This is a genomic window from Mesorhizobium sp. 1B3 (assembly GCF_050958605.1).
Classification (GTDB): Bacteria; Pseudomonadota; Alphaproteobacteria; order Rhizobiales; family Rhizobiaceae.
This window is the reverse complement of the sequence record NZ_JBJHDO010000020.1, coordinates 1-16,325: the sequence shown is the minus strand read 5'-3', so window position 1 is coordinate 16,325 and position 16,325 is coordinate 1. Positions and strand designations below refer to the sequence as shown.

Annotated in this window: 14 protein-coding genes; 5 read left to right on the top strand and 9 right to left on the bottom strand. The window is 62.5% G+C overall.

Annotated elements, in window-relative coordinates; all coding sequences use genetic code 11:
- Positions 1-26: 26 nt before the first annotated feature.
- Both ACCO56_RS31415 and ACCO56_RS31410 read right to left on the bottom strand, forming a co-directional pair.
- On the bottom strand, positions 27-1,313 hold the full coding sequence (locus tag ACCO56_RS31415; protein WP_433644900.1) for a TRAP transporter large permease: 1,287 nt from the start codon (positions 1,311-1,313) through the stop codon (positions 27-29).
- A gap of 3 nt (positions 1,314-1,316) precedes the next feature.
- The gene (locus ACCO56_RS31410) at positions 1,317-1,892 is read right to left on the bottom strand and encodes a TRAP transporter small permease (RefSeq protein WP_433644899.1); all 576 of its coding nucleotides are present in this window, start codon (positions 1,890-1,892) and stop codon (positions 1,317-1,319) included.
- Between the two features lie 309 nt (positions 1,893-2,201).
- Between ACCO56_RS31410 and ACCO56_RS31405 the strand changes: the two genes are divergently transcribed.
- From ACCO56_RS31405 to ACCO56_RS31395, 3 genes are all read left to right on the top strand, one after another.
- Positions 2,202-2,963, top strand: a complete 762-nt coding sequence (locus ACCO56_RS31405; RefSeq protein WP_433644898.1) for an IclR family transcriptional regulator — start codon at positions 2,202-2,204, stop codon at positions 2,961-2,963.
- Between the two features lie 122 nt (positions 2,964-3,085).
- A complete protein-coding gene (locus ACCO56_RS31400; protein ID WP_433644897.1) occupies positions 3,086-4,672 on the top strand; it encodes a class I adenylate-forming enzyme family protein in 1,587 nt (528 codons plus the stop codon).
- 154 nt (positions 4,673-4,826) lie between these two features.
- On the top strand, positions 4,827-5,642 hold the full coding sequence (locus ACCO56_RS31395) for a type III pantothenate kinase (protein WP_433644896.1): 816 nt from the start codon (positions 4,827-4,829) through the stop codon (positions 5,640-5,642).
- A gap of 130 nt (positions 5,643-5,772) precedes the next feature.
- On the opposite strand, the gene ACCO56_RS31390 is transcribed toward ACCO56_RS31395, so the two are convergent.
- Together ACCO56_RS31390 and cueR are read right to left on the bottom strand one after the other, a co-directional pair.
- A complete protein-coding gene (locus ACCO56_RS31390) occupies positions 5,773-6,273 on the bottom strand; it encodes an MmcB family DNA repair protein (protein ID WP_433644895.1) in 501 nt (166 codons plus the stop codon).
- A gap of 39 nt (positions 6,274-6,312) precedes the next feature.
- Entirely contained in the window at positions 6,313-6,717 is a 405-nt protein-coding gene (gene cueR / locus ACCO56_RS31385) for a Cu(I)-responsive transcriptional regulator (RefSeq protein ID WP_433644894.1), read from the bottom strand.
- 228 nt (positions 6,718-6,945) lie between these two features.
- Here cueR and ACCO56_RS31380 point away from each other — a divergent pair, with 228 nt between their 5' ends.
- Entirely contained in the window at positions 6,946-7,560 is a 615-nt protein-coding gene (locus tag ACCO56_RS31380) for a L,D-transpeptidase (RefSeq protein ID WP_433644893.1), read from the top strand.
- A 333-nt stretch (positions 7,561-7,893) separates the two neighbouring features.
- Here ACCO56_RS31380 and ACCO56_RS31375 read toward each other — a convergent pair whose 3' ends face one another.
- From ACCO56_RS31375 to ACCO56_RS31355, 5 genes are all read right to left on the bottom strand, one after another.
- The gene (locus ACCO56_RS31375; RefSeq protein ID WP_433644892.1) at positions 7,894-8,463 is read right to left on the bottom strand and encodes a NifU family protein; all 570 of its coding nucleotides are present in this window, start codon (positions 8,461-8,463) and stop codon (positions 7,894-7,896) included.
- A gap of 126 nt (positions 8,464-8,589) precedes the next feature.
- Positions 8,590-9,081: a universal stress protein gene (locus ACCO56_RS31370; RefSeq protein ID WP_433644891.1), complete on the bottom strand. Its 492-nt coding sequence runs from the start codon at positions 9,079-9,081 to the stop codon at positions 8,590-8,592.
- A 174-nt stretch (positions 9,082-9,255) separates the two neighbouring features.
- Positions 9,256-10,323: a tryptophan--tRNA ligase gene (gene trpS / locus ACCO56_RS31365; protein ID WP_433644890.1), complete on the bottom strand. Its 1,068-nt coding sequence runs from the start codon at positions 10,321-10,323 to the stop codon at positions 9,256-9,258.
- Between the two features lie 92 nt (positions 10,324-10,415).
- Entirely contained in the window at positions 10,416-12,008 is a 1,593-nt protein-coding gene (gene murJ, locus ACCO56_RS31360) for a murein biosynthesis integral membrane protein MurJ (protein WP_433644889.1), read from the bottom strand.
- Positions 12,009-12,053: 45 nt separating this feature from the next.
- Entirely contained in the window at positions 12,054-14,858 is a 2,805-nt protein-coding gene (locus ACCO56_RS31355) for a [protein-PII] uridylyltransferase (RefSeq protein WP_433644888.1), read from the bottom strand.
- Between the two features lie 180 nt (positions 14,859-15,038).
- Here ACCO56_RS31355 and ACCO56_RS31350 point away from each other — a divergent pair, with 180 nt between their 5' ends.
- Positions 15,039-16,301, top strand: coding sequence for an Hsp70 family protein (locus tag ACCO56_RS31350; RefSeq protein WP_433644887.1), 1,263 nt, complete (start codon positions 15,039-15,041; stop codon positions 16,299-16,301).
- Positions 16,302-16,325: the final 24 nt, after the last annotated feature.

Sequence of the window (16,325 nt, the reverse complement as noted above, 5' to 3'; positions counted from 1 at the left end):
ACTTCGACTGATTTCGCTACTGCAGGTCACTGCATGGTGGACGGGAGCCATAGGATGAGGCCCGGGAAGAGGGTGAGCAGGGCGATCACGACGAGATGCGCCCACACGTGGGGCATGACGCCCCTGAACAGTTCGCCCAATGGCCGCCTCGTATATCGGGCCACCACGAAGACGTTCATGCCCAGCGGCGGCGTCACCATCCCGACCTCGGCCGTGACCACCACGATCACGCCGAACCAGACGGGATCGAAGCCGAGCTTGAGGATAATCGGCAGGACGACCGGCACCGTCAGGATCAGAATGGCGATCTGATCCATGAAAAAACCGAGAATGATGTAGCCGACCAGGATCAGCCCCATGATCGCCAGCGGCGCCAGCGGCAACGCCGCGACCCACTCGCTGAGGTCGTTCGTCACGCGCGTAATGGTGACGAAGTAGCCGAATATGTGCGCGCCGAGGATGATGAAGAGGATCATGCAGCTCGTCTGCGCGGAATTGCGTAGCGCGATCCACAAAGTCGCTGGCGTGAGCTTCCGCTCCTTGACCGCCAGCAGCATGGCGATGAACGCACCGATGCCCGATGCCTCGGTCGGTGTCGCGATGCCGGAATAGATCGTGCCGGTGATGGCGAGGAACAGCACCAGCATCGGGCCGACCCGCTTCAGCGACGCGAATTTCTCGGTGAAGCTGTAGGTGTGTCCTTTCGGCGCCGACCCCGGCCACAGGATCACCAGGACCCAAACCGTGAGGATGATCGCCATAGTGACGATCAAACCTGGTATGACGCCGCCGATAAGCAGTTTCGAAATCGAGACATCGGCCAGGATGCCGTAGAGGATCAGCGCCACGGAGGGCGGGATCAGCATCGCGAGAGTGCCGGAAATAGCCACGACGCCGCCGGCGAGCTTGGGCTCGTACCCCTGCTTGATCATCTCGGGCAGGGAGGTCGCTGCCAAGGTAGCTGCTGCGGCCGTGCTGGATCCGGAAATCGCCCCGAAACCGGCTCCGGCGATCGCTGTCGCCATGGCGACACCGCCGCGAATGCGTCCCACCCAGATCGTCGCCGCCCGGAAGAGGTCGCTTGCAATCCCGGAAAGGATCACGAACTCCGCCATAAGGATGAACATCGGGATCGTGATCATCTCGTAGGAGTTGGCGGTGGTCAGCGGTGTCGTATTCAGGATGCCGGACAGGATCGGCATGCCTCCATAGAAATAGAGGCCGATCGCACCCGACACCGCCATGGCGAAGGCGACCGGCAGGCCGATGACGAGCAGAATTCCGAGAAGGCTGAGGACGGCGAGGACGAGCATGGATCAGATCTCCTCGGGACCTGCTTCGGTGGGTGGCGGCGGCATGTCGACGACTTCCCGGCCGGTCGCAGCGGAGGCCAGGTGGCCGTAGACCCTGGCAAGACAGCGCAGGATCATGGCGGCTGACCCGACGACGACCAGCAGATACGCGATCCAGGTCGGCCATGGGACGACGGCGGCTATGCGTTCATCCCGCAGGAAGGCTGTCGTCAGCCGCTGGCCCGCACCCCAGGTGATCAGGGTCATGATCCAGGTCGATAAGGCGTAGCCGAGCCCGAGCAGGAGGTGCCGCAGGCGGAATGGAATCAGACGCTGGAAGATGTCCACCGCGATATGACCGTGATGGGTGAGCGTGTCCGGCAACGCCAGAAAGAAAACAGCCACCATGAGGTAGAGGCCGATCAACTCATAGGACCAGGTCAGGGGCGACGAGATGACGTAACGCAAGGTCGCATCCAGGGTGACGACGAGCATGATGGCTGCGATCGCGACAGCGGAAACCGCCACCAGCCCTACCTCCAAAGCACCGAGCATCCGTGAAAACCCGCCGGATCCCGACGCATGGGAACTGCGAATCATACCTTCCCCTCCCCAACCGACACCCCGCTCCTCCGGGGTCCGCATCCCAGCAGGGTCAAGTTTGTACACATATTTGTTCAATAAGTTCTTGCATGTGGATTTTATGGAAGAATTACCCTTCGTCAACACATAATGAGCCCAAGCGTTCAAGTTTTAAGGAGGCGATCCGGAACACATCGCTGCACTTGCGCTTTTTCGGGGTTCATGGCAGCTGGTTTGCCATATATGTAGACAACCGGCCGCAGCGATTTCCGTCTGCGTCTGACCTCAGGGCGGGAGGACAATATGCTGGTCAGGCAAGTCGCGAATGTGCTCGATCTGCTCGAATTCTTTGCTGCGCACGGGAAACCCGCCAGCCTGGCCGAGATATCGCAGCATTTCGGCTGGCCGCGTTCGTCCACATTCAACCTTCTGTCGACGCTCGGCGCGCGGGGCTATCTCTTCGAGCCGGAAGGCCGCGGGCGATTTTACCCGACGCCTCGCTGGCTGGCGATCGCGCATACGATTTCCGCAGCCGAACCCATACCCGACACGCTGGTGCGGCTCGCAGGCGACCTGAACGAACGGACTGGCGAAACCGTGTGCGTGGGTGCGGCGTCAGGAGGGAACGTGATCTTTCTCGAAGTCGTCCAATCCAAGGCGCGCGTGCGCTACGCCGCCGAAGTCGGACAGCGGATCCCCCTGCATGCCACGGCCTCGGGCCAGGCAATCATGAGCCAATGGCCGGGCCGCCAACGCACCGCATTGCTGCGCAAGGTGGAGTTCGAGCGTTATGGGCCAGGGACGCCCATGAGCGTCGAAGCCGTAGAGGACCAGATTCGGGCCGGACTGTTTCGAGGCTGGTTCCGCTCCGCTTCGAACTACAGCCAAGACCTCGGTGGCGTCTCTTTGCCGATCAGCATCTCAGAGCGCGTGTTCTCGCTGACGGTCGCCGGTCCCTTGAACCGCATCGAAGTCAGAATGCCCGAGATTGCCAAGCTGATGCATGCGACGGTGGCGCAGCATTTTGGGCCGCGCTATCTTGGCAACGAGATCAAAGGGCTGACGACTCCACCACTGGATGTAATCTAGCGCGGTTCAATTGGCCGGAATCTTGGACATTTCTGACAAGATCATAGACAGCGAGCCGCGTCCTGTCGTAGCATTCTCCCATGGCTCGCAGCGGCCAGGCTTCGCAAGGGAGGATTTGCGGCATGAATATCGCCAACTGGCTGGAGGCTACCGCGCGCGCCAAACCGGATGCGCCGGCGATCTTCCTCGGAACGCGGCAGATGGCGTCCTATGACGAGTTCCTTCGGCGCGTCAGAGCGCGTTCGGCCGGCATGGTGGCCCTGTACGGGCTGAAACAAGGCGACCGCGTCGCCGTCTTCCTGAAAAACGTGCCGGAATATCTGGAGCTGTTCTACGCGGTGTGGTGGTTCGGTGGGATCATCGTTCCTGTGAACCACAAGCTGCACGCCCGGGAGGTGGCATGGATCGTCGAAAATGCGGGCGCGCGATTGCTCGTCTCCGAGGACGGTGCCACCGGATCACAGGCGGCTCTGCCTGAAGACTGCCGCGAAATCGCGCTCGGCTCGCCCGAATGGGCCGCGCTGGATACCAAAGGGCCAGGCAGCGCATTGCCGGCCGAAGCGGCGGGCGCCGATACAGCCTGGCTCTTCTACAGTTCCGGCACGACCGGCCGGCCAAAGGGGGTCATGCTGACCCACGACAACTTGCGGATGGCGAGCCTCACCTATGCTCTCGATGTCGATCAGATCGCCAGCGATCAGGCGACGATCTACGCGGCCCCGATTTCGCACGGCGCCGGAATCTACAATTTCGTATTCGTCCGCCTCGGCGGCGGCCACGTCTTCCCTGTCTCGCGTGGCTTCGACCCGCCGGAGATCGCCGAACTGTCGAAGCATTTCGGGCAGACCGTCATGTTTGCCGCCCCGACGATGGTCAAGCGTCTGGTGGAATGGTCGAAGACATCAGGCTATCGGGGCGAGGGCGTCCGGACCATCGTCTATGGCGGAGGTCCCATGTACGCCGCTGATATCGAGGAAGCGCTCCAACTCTTCGGTCCGCGCTTCGTCCAGATCTATGGCCAGGCCGAAAGCCCGATGACGATCACCTCCTTGCGGCGCGACATCGTTGCCGACCGCGCCCATTCCAGCCATTCGGCACGCCGAGCCTCGGTCGGGCAGGCCATGGCGGGCATTGAAATCCGGATAGAAGGGGAAGATGGCGGCGTAGTGCCGACCGGCGAGCCTGGCGAGATTCTGGTGCGCGGTCCCACGGTAATGAAAGGCTATTGGGACAATCCCGAGGCAAGCGCCAAAGCCCTCGCCGGCGGCTGGCTGCGCACCGGCGACATTGGCCGGATGGATGGCGACGGCTTTCTCACCCTGACCGACCGGTCAAAGGACGTGATCATCTCCGGCGGGACCAATATCTATCCCCGCGAGGTCGAGGAAGTCCTTGCCCGGCACCCGGGCGTGCTCGAAGTTTCCGTGGTCGGCGAACCGGACCAGGAATGGGGAGAAAATGTCGTCGCATTCATCGTTGCCCGCCCCGGCACGACTTGCGACCTGTCCGCCCTGGAAACGTGGTGCCGCGCCGAGATCGCTTCGTTCAAGAAGCCGAAACGCTACGTCTTCTGCCGCGAGCTGCCCAAAAACAGCTACGGCAAGGTGCTGAAGACGGAATTGCGGGGGAAGCTGGCGGAATCCAAAGCGTCCAATTCCCCCAGCGATGCATCGTACCCGGATCCGCTCGCAATATTTCCCCCCACATGATCTCGTCATCGTTCCGAGACCGAGCGGGCAGTTCATCGGTAGCAACATATCGATGAAGTTTGGAAGTTGCCCTCACAATTAGCTGGCGAACATGGCCCTGGAGCCGTAGCTTGTCACACGACGCGGGCGGCAGAGGGATCTGCGGAATCCAACTATGCTCTTAGCGATAGAACAAGGGAATACCAACAGCCTGTTCGCCGTCCACGATGGCGAGCGATGGCTGGCACAGTGGCGCGCGGCAACGGAACCCAACCGCACGGCGGACGAATACGCGGTCTGGCTCTCCCAATTGCTGTCGATGGCGGGCCTGGAACTGCGGATGCTCGACGCCTGCATCATCGCCAGCGTGGTGCCGCAATCGCTCTTCAACCTTCGCAACCTTTCGCGCCGCTACCTGAACGTCGAACCGTTTGTGATCGGCGAGAATGCCGAACTCGGCATCGCGGTGCGCGTGAACAAGCCGGCGGAGGTCGGCGCCGACCGCGTCGTCAACGCGCTTGGCGCCCATGTCGCCTATCCCGGGACGCTGATCGTGGTCGACAGCGGGACGGCAACGACCATCGACGTGATCGGAGCGGACGGGAGCTTCGAAGGCGGCGCGATCGCGCCCGGAATTCACCTGTCCGTCGAAGCTCTTCACGCCGCGGCGGCCAAACTGCCGAGAGTCGCCTTGAAGAAACCCAGCCGGGTGGTCGGCAACGATACGGTGAGCGCCATGCAGTCCGGCGTGTTCTGGGGCTACGTCTCGCTGATCGAGGGCATGATCGCCCGGATCAAGGCCGAGCGAAGTGAACCGATGACCGTCGTGGCGACCGGAGGCGTTGCCGCGCTGTTTTACGATGCGACCACCGCGATCGACCATTTCGATCCGGATGTGACGATTCGGGGGCTGCTGGAAGTCTACCGGCGAAACGCTGACATAACCCTCATGGGCGGATCGTCGCGGTTGCGCAACAAGGCCGCCGAGTAGCAAGCCGGTTCTGCTAAAGCGTGTCGCGATCTTTCAGATTCGCTCCATACGCTTTAGCTCTTTGTTTTTTTCGCATGTCTTTATCCCGAAACCGGTTCCCACTTTCGAGAGACATGCTGTAGCCGTCCGTCTATTCGCTTTCTCCGTCCAGCGCCGGAACGGGCACGCCGGCAAGCTCGGCGGCGAGCAGGCGCGAAGCGCCGGCACGCGCAATGCGCAGCATCAGCGCCTTGCGGGTCGCTGGCGGCAGACGGTGCTCCGGCGCCTCGCGCAGGATTTCGGCGCCATATCCATCGGAGAGGATGAACCCGCATTCCTCGGGGAAAATCGAGTCCGGCACCTCCGGATGGGTTGCGAAGAAGAAACGGTCGGAATGAAGCCGGTAGTCCGGCCACTTGCGATCGACCCTGAAGTCCTCGATCGAGGACTTTATCTCGATGATCCAGATATCGCCCTGCCGGGTGAGCGCCACCAGATCGGCACGGCGGCCGGTAGCCAGGGAGAGTTCGGGCAGCACATGCGCGCCCATTTCCATGAGCAGGCGCTGCACGCCCCGGCGAATGACCATGGCGCGTTCCGACTGGCGGCCGTCGGCGAGTGGATTGAATTGGATCGGCGAAACAATGGGCATGAGCATACCATGCCATCAGATGTTCACGTTTTGAACCCTCTACGATGTCGCGGCTTCCGCCTTTCCCGCAATGTCGTCAAGGATCGGGCAATCCGGACGGTTGTCACCATGGCAGGCATGGATCAGCTTCTGGAGCGTCGCACGCATCGATTGCAGCTCACGCAGCTTTTCCTCGATCGCCGCGACATGAGCGGACGCGATCTCCCTGACGTCGTGGCTCGCCCGGGCGCGGTCCTGATAAAGCGCCATCAATTGCCGACAGTCCTCGATTGAAAAGCCGAGATTGCGCGCCCGCGCCAGGAAGGCCAGTCGATGGACATCCTCCATCGAGTAGTCCCTATAGCCGTTGGAGGCACGGTCCGGGCGGATCAGTCCAATATCTTCATAGTAGCGGATGGTCTTGGCCGGCAGGCCCGACCGGCGCGCCGCATCGCCCACATTCATGCAAGAACTCCCGGTTGCTGAATTTACTGAATAGATAGGTGCTCGCGGCCGGCTTGTCTTCACTTCGTGTGAGCATCTGTTGCCAAAATGTCATAGCCGACAACTTAAGATCGGCGAGCCGCCTTCCCTCACGTCACAGGGCCTTGGCAATCAAAGTAAACGCGAATTAACAATGACGGCAGAAATAGGGCTCGAATCGAGCTATCCGTTTGGGGATACGAAGCAAGCATGCGCATAAAGTCCTTCCTGGCTGTGGCCGCTATCGTGGCAACCGCTGCTCTCTCAGGTTGCGTCGGTGGCGGTTCGGTGTTCACGTCGGAGTACGGCGCCAGGAAAGATGCCGGTTATCAAATCCCGTCGGTTCCGATCTACAAGGTCGACAGGAAGTATCATCGACAGGTGGTCGACTATCGCGGCCCTGAGAAGCCCGGAACGATCATCGTCGATACCGGAGACAAGTTCCTCTACCTCGTTATGGATGGCGGCAAGGCCATGCGCTACGGCATCGGCGTCGGTCGCGAAGGCTTCGAATGGTCGGGCACGGCACGCATCGCGCTGAAGCGCGAGTGGCCGACCTGGACACCTCCGGGTGCGATGATCCAACGCCAGCCCGAGCTCGCCAAATGGGCGGGCGGCATGCCGCCCGGCCTCACCAACCCGCTTGGGGCACGCGCGCTCTATCTCTTCAACAAGGGTGGAGATTCCGGCTATCGCCTGCACGGAACGCCGGAATGGAATTCGATCGGCAAGGCGATGTCGTCGGGCTGCATCCGCCTGATGAATCAGGACATCATCGATCTCTACAACCGCGTCGATGTCGGCGCGAAGGTGATAGTGAGCTAAGTCGCGGACCGTCTCGGCAACAATACAGCTGTCCGTTGAACGAAAAACCGGGCTGGGGGGCCCGGTTTTTTGTTTTGCGTCGCCGTTATGCCTGCGGCAATAAGGATTGACCTTTTGGGCAAGCCCCTCATCGGCCTGCCGGCCACTTCTCCCCGCCAGCGGGGAGAAGATCGCTGTCATCTCCAGTTTCGCCAATCGCGCGCCATTGGCGACTAGCGAAACCCAAGCGGCTGTCGTCTCTCTCCCCGTTTTTACGGGGAGAGATGTCCGGCAGGACAGTGAGGGGCGACTCGCGACCAGTCAAAGATCACACCCATTATTTATTCGAAGTCGTCAGCCAACCTGCTCGACATGCTCGACTTCGGGCACGAAATGGCGGAGCAGGTTCTGGATGCCGTGCTTCAGCGTGGCCGTGGAAGAAGGACAGCCGGAGCAGGCACCCTTCATGTGCAGGAACACAGTGCCATTCTCATACCCCCGGAAGGTGATGTCCCCGCCGTCCTGCGCCACCGCCGGCCGCACACGTGTGTCGAGCAGTTCCTTGATCGTGAGGACGATCTCCTCATCTGCCTTGTCGTAGAACTCGTCGGTCGCGTCGTGGGCAGTCGTCGTGGCGTCTGTCGCCATCACCGGCGCGCCCGACATGAAATGTTCCATGATGGTGCCCAGGATCGCCGGCTTGAGGTGCTGCCAGTCGGGTCCATCCTTGGTGACCGTGATGAAGTCATAGCCGAAGAAGACGCCGGTCACGCCGTCTACGTCGAAGAGCCGGCCCGCGAGGGGCGATGCGGCCCGAGCGCTGTCGGCATTGCGGAAGTCCGCCGTGCCTTCGGCAAGCACTTCCTTGCCCGGCAGGAACTTCAGCGTGGCCGGATTTGGGGTGGACTCGGTCTGGATGAACATTGTCGAGTTCTCCGTGCCTGCATCGCAGGCTTCTTTTTTGGAATAGTTCTAAATCTAGATAAGCCGAACCGTCCCGATCTTCAAGCGAAACGCTTCGCCCACAGGCAAGCCCGCCGGAAACTTTTTCTAGGCCAGGCTCTCTATATCCTCGTCGGAGAGATTCTGCGGCACAACAGTGACCGGGATGGGGAAGGCCGCCGCCTTGCCGGCGATCGATGCCACGAGCGGACCTGGCCCCTCTTTCCCGGCACCTGCCGCCAACACGAGGATGGCGATGTCCTGGTCATCCTCGATGAGCTTGTGGATCTCTTCCGTTGGCGTTCCCTCTCGCACGACCAGTTCCGGCTCGATGCCGATCTGCTCGCGCACCTTGGTCGCGAATCCGTCGAGAGCGGATTGAGCGGTTTCCATCGCCTCCGCCCGCATGATCTTTTCGACGCCCAGCCAATGCTGGAAATCGCCCGGCTCGATGACATAAAGCAGAACCAGGGCGCCGTTCGTGCTCTTGGCCCGCCGCGACGCGTAGGCGACCGCGCGCTCGCATTCCGGCGTGTCGTCGATGATGGCGAGAAACTTGCGCCGGTGGCCGGCTTCACGGCTCAGACGTTTCGATACCATCGCTCTCCTGCCCGTTCCGATTCCGCGGCAATCTGCCACCGGCAGGGGCGGCCGGCAAGCGGCCGCACCCATCACCGAAGCGTGAGCCGGCTTAAAAGCGCCTCTGGTGTTCCCTTCGAATCCGAAATTCGCACTGCACCATCGAACAGCTTACGGAATTTCGGATTCGGAACACTAGTCGCCGAGCAGGCCGATAATTTCGCGGACCGTCTTCATGGTCGCCTCGGCCTGGATTTCGGCTCGTTCGCCGCCTTCGCGCAACACCCCATCTATGTAACCCGGATCAGCCGAGATGCGGCGCATCTCGGCGGCGATCGGGGCGAGCTTCTCGACGGCCAGATCGGCGAGCGCCGGCTTGAACACGGAGAATTGCTGACCGCCGAAATCGGCGATCACCTTTTCCTTGGTCGTATCGGCAAGGGCGGCATAGATGCCGACAAGGTTTTCCGCCTCGGGGCGCTCCTTCAGGCCGTCCAGTTCCGACGGCAGCGGCGCTGGGTCGGTCTTGGCCTTGCGGATCTTCTTGGAGATCGAGTCGGCATCGTCGGTCAGGTTGATGCGCGAGAGGTCGGAGGGATCCGACTTCGACATCTTCTTCTGACCGTCGCGCAGGCTCATCACCCGGGGCGCAGGCCCCTCGATCAGCGGCTCCGTCAAGGGGAAGAACCCGTTGACCTTCTCGTCACCCATCATCATCTCGACGCCCGCGCCGAGATCGGCGATGCGGGTCGAATGATCGTTGTTGAACTTCTGGGCGATGTCGCGTGTCAGCTCCAGATGCTGCTTCTGGTCATCGCCGACCGGCACATGGGTGGCGCGATAGACCAGAATGTCGGCCGCCATCAGGCTCGGATAGACGAACAGCCCTGCCGAGGCGTTCTCGCGATCCTTGCCCGCCTTCTCCTTGAACTGCGTCATGCGCGACAGCCAGCCCATGCGGGCAACGCAGTTGAACACCCAGGCGAGTTCGGCATGCTGCTTGACCCGGCTCTGGTTGAAGACGATGTTTTTCTTCGGATCGATGCCGGCGGCGATGAAGGCCGCTGTCACCTCGCGCGTCGCGCGCATCAGTTCGACAGGATCGGGCGCGATCGTGAGAGCATGCAGGTCGACGACGCAGTAGATGCAGTCGTAGCTGTCCTGGAGCGCGACGAACTTGCGGATCGCGCCGAGATAGTTGCCGAGATGGAGATTGCCTGTCGGCTGGACGCCGGAAAAGACAAGCGGATTGAAGCCGTTCATTGTTTCCTCGTGGCTTGTGGAGGGCCGTTTCGCGCGCGGCGAAAGTCGAGCGGCGCTTATGAACGAGACATCGTCGGGGATCAAGTGGCAGCTCAGCTTTCAGGCATTTCCCGAGGGGTCTTTCCCCCGCGCTTGAGGCTGCGCTTCAGCATGCCCATGTCGGCCCCGCCGATGGCGAATGCCGTGGCGAAGTAGAGAGCAGCCCCCGCCGCCACCAGGATGGCGAGTGTCGCGGCCTGGGTGTAAAGCGGTGCGGACGAGGCGAGTTGCGGTTCGAGCCAGTGGACCGCGCCATAGAGAAAACCCGCCATGACCGCCGACGCCAGGAGAAGCCGGGGGATGCGCCGCAGAAGGGCGGCGTCGCGCCCCCAATGGCCGCGCCGGACAAGGACGCCGAGGAGAAGCATGGCATTGACCCAGCCGGCGATCGCGGACGCGACCGCGATACCGGGCGCACCGATCGACGGGAAGAGCGCCAGCGCCACCGAAATGTTGATCGCCACGGAGGCGGCGGCGAACCACATCGGCGTGCGCGTATCCTCGCGCGCGAAATAGCCCGGCGTGAACGCCTTGATGAGCACGAAGGCCGGCAACCCCAGGCCGAATATCGCGAGCACCGCCGACACGACCGGCGTGCCGTTGGTCGCCGCGAAGGCCCCTCGTTCGTAGAGGACCCGCACGATGGGTTCAGACATGACGAGCAGCGCGGCCGCGGCCGGCAAGGTCAGGAACAGGGTGAACTCCACCGAGCGGTTCTGCAGGTTCGATGCCTCCTGCGCATTGCCCGCCTTCAGCGCGCGCGACAGCTCCGGCAGGAGCACGATGGCCACAGCGATACCAACCACGCCGAGCGGCAGTTGATACACCCGGTCGGCATAGGCGAGCGACGACACCGCGCTGTCGCGACCGGAGGCGATCGCAGTACCTATGAGCTGGTTGATCTGCGTGATGCCGCCGGTGATCGCGGCCGGGAATGCCAGCACCAGCAGGCGCTTCACATTGTCGGTCAGGCGCGGTCGGCGGAAGCCGATCGATATGCCGGCGTGCCGCACGGCAATCCAGACAATGCCCAACTGGACAAGGCCAGCCGCCAGCACGCCCCAGGCCAGCGCATAGCCGACCTTGAGCCCGTCATGGCCATTGTACCAGGCATGGGCCAGCACCCCGATCAGGATGATGTTGAGGAAGACCGGGGCGACGGCGGCCGCGAAATAGCGCCGCAGCGAATTCAGCATGCCGCTCATCATGGCGCCCAGCGACATACACATGAGATACGGGAACATGATCGCGGCGAGCGACGTCGTCAGGTCGAACTTGTCGGGATTGTCGACGAAGCCGGGAGCCACGATCGTCGAGACCAGCAACGGCATCGACAGTTCCATCAGGATGGTCAGCGCCAACAGCACCGTGAAGAGCACGCCGAAGACCTCTTCGGAGAAGCGCTTGGCGCCGTCGAGGCCGTTCGCCTCGATCTCCTTGGCGAAGAGAGGCACGAAGGCGGCGTTGAAGGCGCCCTCTGCGAAAAGACGTCGGAACGTGTTCGGAAACTGGAAGGCGGCGTTGAAGGCATCGGCTACCGGACCCGTGCCCAGCGCGGCGGCCATGAACATTTCGCGCGTGAAGCCGAGAACCCGGCTCATCAGCGTGCCCGACGCGACGGTGGCGAATTTCTTGACGAGGCTCATCGTATCGGGATCGTGCTTTCCAATTCGGGCAAGAGCGAGAGCGACTTATTCGGCCGCAGCCGAGAGGCGCACCTTGCCGCGTTGCGGCGCCGTACCTTGCAGCGTGGCGATCAGCCTTTCGCGTATCGCGGCGAGACGGGTCGCGTTCTCGATCTTCTGGCCGGTGAGATCGGTCACGTAGAATGTGTCGATGACCTTCTCGCCGAATGTCGTAATATGCGCCGAAGCTATGTCGAGCGACAGATCCGACAGCGTGCCGGTGATTTCCGACAGCAGGCCGGGCCGGTCGAGGCCGGACACCTCGATGACCGAAAAGCGGTTCGACAGGGTGTTGCGGATATCGGCGCGCGGTTCGATACGGAACGTCTTGGCGCCGCGCTTGGGCTTGGCGCGCTTCTCGATCATCTCCGGCAGCCAGCTCTTGCCCGACAGGACGTCCTCGATCAGTCGGCCTACCCGCTCGGCGCGGCGGCGCTCGTCCTCGTCGCGGTCGAATTCGCGCGAGATCAGGATGGTGTCCAGCGCACGCCCATCGGATGTCGTGAAGATCTGGGCATCGACGATATTGCCGCCGGCGGCCGCACAGGCGCCGGCAATGACCGAGAGAAGGCGCGGATGGTCGGGCGCAAGCACGGTGATCTCCGTGACTGCTTCGAATTCATGGGTCTTGACCATGGTCGCGAGGCGCCGTTCGGCCACATCGGCCTCGCGAATGAACACGGCGTGGCGCAACTGGTCGCCGAGATCCACGGCCAGCAAATAGTTGTCGTAGTGCAAGCCGACATAACGCTTGCGTTCGTGTTCCGGCCAGTCGGCGAGCGCTTCGTGCAATTCCTGGCGCGCCTCCTCGGCGCGCTGCGCACGAGACACCTCGGAGAAACCGCCGGTCAGAAGCAATTCGGTCTCGTAGTAGAGGTTGCGCAGGAGCTGTCCCTTCCAGCCGTTCCACACGCCCGGGCCGACACCTCGGATGTCGCAGACGGTCAGCACGAGCAGCATTTTCAACCGCTCGACCGATTGCACGACGGCGGCGAAATCGTCGATGGTCTTGCGGTCGTTCAAGTCGCGTGTCTGCGCGGTCATCGACATCAGAAGATGCTGCTCGACCAGCCAGGCGACGGTTTCCGTCTCGCTGGGCGACAGGCCCATATACGGACAGATGCGCCGCGCGATGCGGGCGCCCGCTTCGGAGTGGTCTTCCGGCCGCCCCTTGGCGATGTCGTGCAGGAGCACCGCGAGGAACAGCACGTCGCGCTGTTTCTTGAGGCTCGGCATCAGCTGGTGCGAAAGCGGATGCAGCTTCTCGCCGCTGCCCCGCTCGAGTTCGGACAGCACGCCGATACAGCGCAGGAGATGCTCGTCGACCGTGTAGTGGTGGTACATGTTGAATTGCATCATCGCCACGATGCGTCCGAATTCGGGGATGAGCTTGCCCAGCAGACCCGCCTCGTTCATCCGGCGCAAGTTCAGTTCCGGATCGCGGTCCGAAGTCAATATGTCCAGGAAGAGCCGGTTGGCCTCGGCATTCCTGCGCAAGTTGCGATCGACCAGCTTCAGCGAGCGGGTGACCAGCTTGATCGCGTCGGGATGGTATTCCAGCCCGTGCCGGTCCCCAAACCAGAAAAGCCGCAGCAGGTTGACGGGATCGCGCTCGAAGACCCGGCCGTCGGCGATGTTGATGCGCTCGTTATCGACCATGAAGTCGCTCGTGCCGGCAAGTTTCCGGCGCCGGCGCGAGAACGACAGGAACAGCCGATTGAAGCCCGGCACGTGCTTGGCCTGCTCTTCTTCCAGTGCCGCGCAGAAGATGCGCGTGAGGTCGCCGACATCCTTGGCGATCAGGAAGTAGTGCTTCATGAACCGTTCGACGGCGGAAAGGCCGGGATGGCTGGTGTAGCCGAGCCGCTCGGCGATGTCGCGCTGTATGTCGAAATGCAGCCGTTCCTCGGCCTTTCCGGCCAGGAAATGCATGTGGCAGCGCACCGCCCAGAGGAAATCCTCGGCCTTCAGGAACAGATTGTATTCCGCCTGGGTGAAGACTCCCTTTCCGACGAGCTCCTGGCCGGTGGGCACGCGGTAGTAGTATTTGCCGATCCAGAACAGCGTGTGCAGGTCGCGCAGGCCGCCCTTGCCATCCTTCACATTGGGTTCGACGAGATAGCGGCTTTCGCCGACCTTGCGGTGGCGCTCGTCGCGCTCGGCAAGCTTGGCCTGGACGTATTCGGGACCGGTGTTTCTCACCACTTCCTTGTCGAAGCGGGAAAGCAGGTCTTGATAGAGGGGCTCCTCCCCCCCGATGAATCGCGCCTCGAGGAGCGCCGTGCGAATCGTGATGTCGGGGCGCGACAGGCGGATGCACTCATCGACATTGCGGGTCGAATGGCCGACCTTCAACCCCATGTCCCACAGCATGTAGAGGATATACTCGACGATCTGCTCGCCCCAGGGCGTCTGCTTGTAGGGAAGAAGGAAGAGCAGATCGATATCCGAGCCCGGGGCCAGCGTGCCGCGCCCATAACCGCCGACCGCGACCAGCGCCATGCGCTCGGCGGCCGAAGGATTCTTCGAGCGATAGACATGGGTGGCGGCGAAATCGTAGAGCGCGCGGATGATCTCATCCATCAGGTGCGACAGACGCTTGGCGCAGGCCCCCCCGCCGCCATCCTCCATCAGCATCCTCTCGGCGGTCATGCGCCCGGCAGCGAGATGATGTTTCAGGATCTGCAGGGCCGAGCAGCGAACGGTCGGGGCCGATCCGTCGCCGTCCAGGCCCTGGGTAAGCGCGCTCAGCTCACGTCGAAGCGCACCGCCATCGATCAGTTCATCGAGTTTCAGGGGGATTTTCGCCATATGCGCCGGCCGGCCTCGCTTCCCGGCGTCTATAGAGCATTTTGTGCCTGAGTGGAATCTTTTGGCGGGGTGGCCACGGTCGCGGAAACGGAAAAATTACGGCCCCGGACTCGACTTTGCCACCCGGCTTGTGTAACCGCCTCCGCTCTCGCACCCCACCACAACAAAGGACGAAGGACCATGAGGCCGATCAGCGGCGGCATCGACTTTGGCACGTCCAACTCGACGGTCGGCTTCATGGAAGACGGTCGTCCGCGTCTTGTTCCGCTCGAGAACGGACAGGCGACGCTGCCGAGCGCGCTTTTCTTCAATTTCGAGGACGACCGGACCTATTTCGGCCGCCAGGCAATCGCGAATTATGCCGACAATATCCAGGGCCGATTGCTGCGCGCGCTGAAGAGCGTGCTGGGGACCTCGCTGATCAAGGAAAAGACGCGGATCAAGGCGCACTCCATCGCCTTCACCGACATCATCGGCTCCTTCCTGCTCTACCTCAAGGACGCGCTGGAAAACCAGGTCGGGGAAACCGTGGACAACATCGTGCTCGGACGGCCTGTGCAGTTCGTCGACGACGACCAAGAGGCCGACCGCCGGGCCCAGGACGAGTTGGAGAAGGCCGCCCTCAAGCGCGGCTTCAAGAACATTGAATTCCAGTTCGAGCCGATCGCCGCGGCTCTCGACTACGAGCGCGGCATCGATCGCGAGGAGCTGGCGCTGATCATCGACATCGGCGGCGGCACGTCCGATTTCTCGATCGTGCGCGTGTCGCCGGAGCGCGCCAAGGCCACCGATCGCAAGGACGACATACTGGCAAGCACGGGCGTCCACATCGGCGGAACGGATTTCGACAGGCTGCTGTCCGTCGCTCACGTCATGCCGGAACTCGGCTACAAGACGGCAACCAAGGACGGCAAGCGCAACCTGCCGGCGGGCTATTTCTTCGACCTCGCCACCTGGCAGCGCATCAATCTTCTCTATTCCGCCAAGGCGATGACGGATTTGCGCCAGATCCGCTACGAGGCGGCCCGTCCCGAACTCGTCGACCGCATGATCGGCATCGTGCAGCACCGGCAAGGCCACGCGCTGGCAGGCAGGGTCGAGCAGGCCAAGATCGAGCTCACCGAACGGTTAGAGACGAGGATGGATATCGAGCTGGCCGACGAGACGCTCAGGATACCGATGACGCGAGCCGGCCTCGAAGAGGCCATCGAGACGGCGGTTGGCCGGGTGGCGGACACCGCGCTGAAGACGCTTGCCGAAGCCGGCGTGCGGGCAGACCGGATCACGACGCTGTTTCTCACCGGCGGCTCCACGGCCGTGCCGCTTCTCCGCCGGCGCATGCTTTCCCTCTTTCCCCAGGCGGCCGCGGTCGAAGGCGACATGTTCGGCAGTGTCGGGCTCGGTTTGGCGCTTGATGCGGAGCGTAAGTTCGGCCGGGCGTAAGTGCCTGGGATCGGCGCTTACCCT

Bases quoted from the DNA above. Each gene is read 5' to 3' on its own strand.
- ACCO56_RS31415 (WP_433644900.1), bottom strand. From the start codon at position 1,313: ATGCTCGTCCTCGCCGTCCTCAGCCTTCTCGGAATTCTGCTCGTCATC.
- ACCO56_RS31410 (WP_433644899.1), bottom strand. From the start codon at position 1,892: ATGATTCGCAGTTCCCATGCGTCGGGATCCGGCGGGTTTTCACGGATG.
- ACCO56_RS31400 (WP_433644897.1), top strand. From the start codon at position 3,086: ATGAATATCGCCAACTGGCTGGAGGCTACCGCGCGCGCCAAACCGGAT.
- ACCO56_RS31395 (WP_433644896.1), top strand. From the start codon at position 4,827: ATGCTCTTAGCGATAGAACAAGGGAATACCAACAGCCTGTTCGCCGTC.
- ACCO56_RS31390 (WP_433644895.1), bottom strand. From the start codon at position 6,273: ATGCCCATTGTTTCGCCGATCCAATTCAATCCACTCGCCGACGGCCGC.
- cueR (WP_433644894.1), bottom strand. From the start codon at position 6,717: ATGAATGTGGGCGATGCGGCGCGCCGGTCGGGCCTGCCGGCCAAGACC.
- ACCO56_RS31380 (WP_433644893.1), top strand. From the start codon at position 6,946: ATGCGCATAAAGTCCTTCCTGGCTGTGGCCGCTATCGTGGCAACCGCT.
- ACCO56_RS31375 (WP_433644892.1), bottom strand. From the start codon at position 8,463: ATGTTCATCCAGACCGAGTCCACCCCAAATCCGGCCACGCTGAAGTTC.
- ACCO56_RS31370 (WP_433644891.1), bottom strand. From the start codon at position 9,081: ATGGTATCGAAACGTCTGAGCCGTGAAGCCGGCCACCGGCGCAAGTTT.
- trpS (WP_433644890.1), bottom strand. From the start codon at position 10,323: ATGAACGGCTTCAATCCGCTTGTCTTTTCCGGCGTCCAGCCGACAGGC.
- murJ (WP_433644889.1), bottom strand. From the start codon at position 12,008: ATGAGCCTCGTCAAGAAATTCGCCACCGTCGCGTCGGGCACGCTGATG.
- ACCO56_RS31355 (WP_433644888.1), bottom strand. From the start codon at position 14,858: ATGGCGAAAATCCCCCTGAAACTCGATGAACTGATCGATGGCGGTGCG.
- ACCO56_RS31350 (WP_433644887.1), top strand. From the start codon at position 15,039: ATGAGGCCGATCAGCGGCGGCATCGACTTTGGCACGTCCAACTCGACG.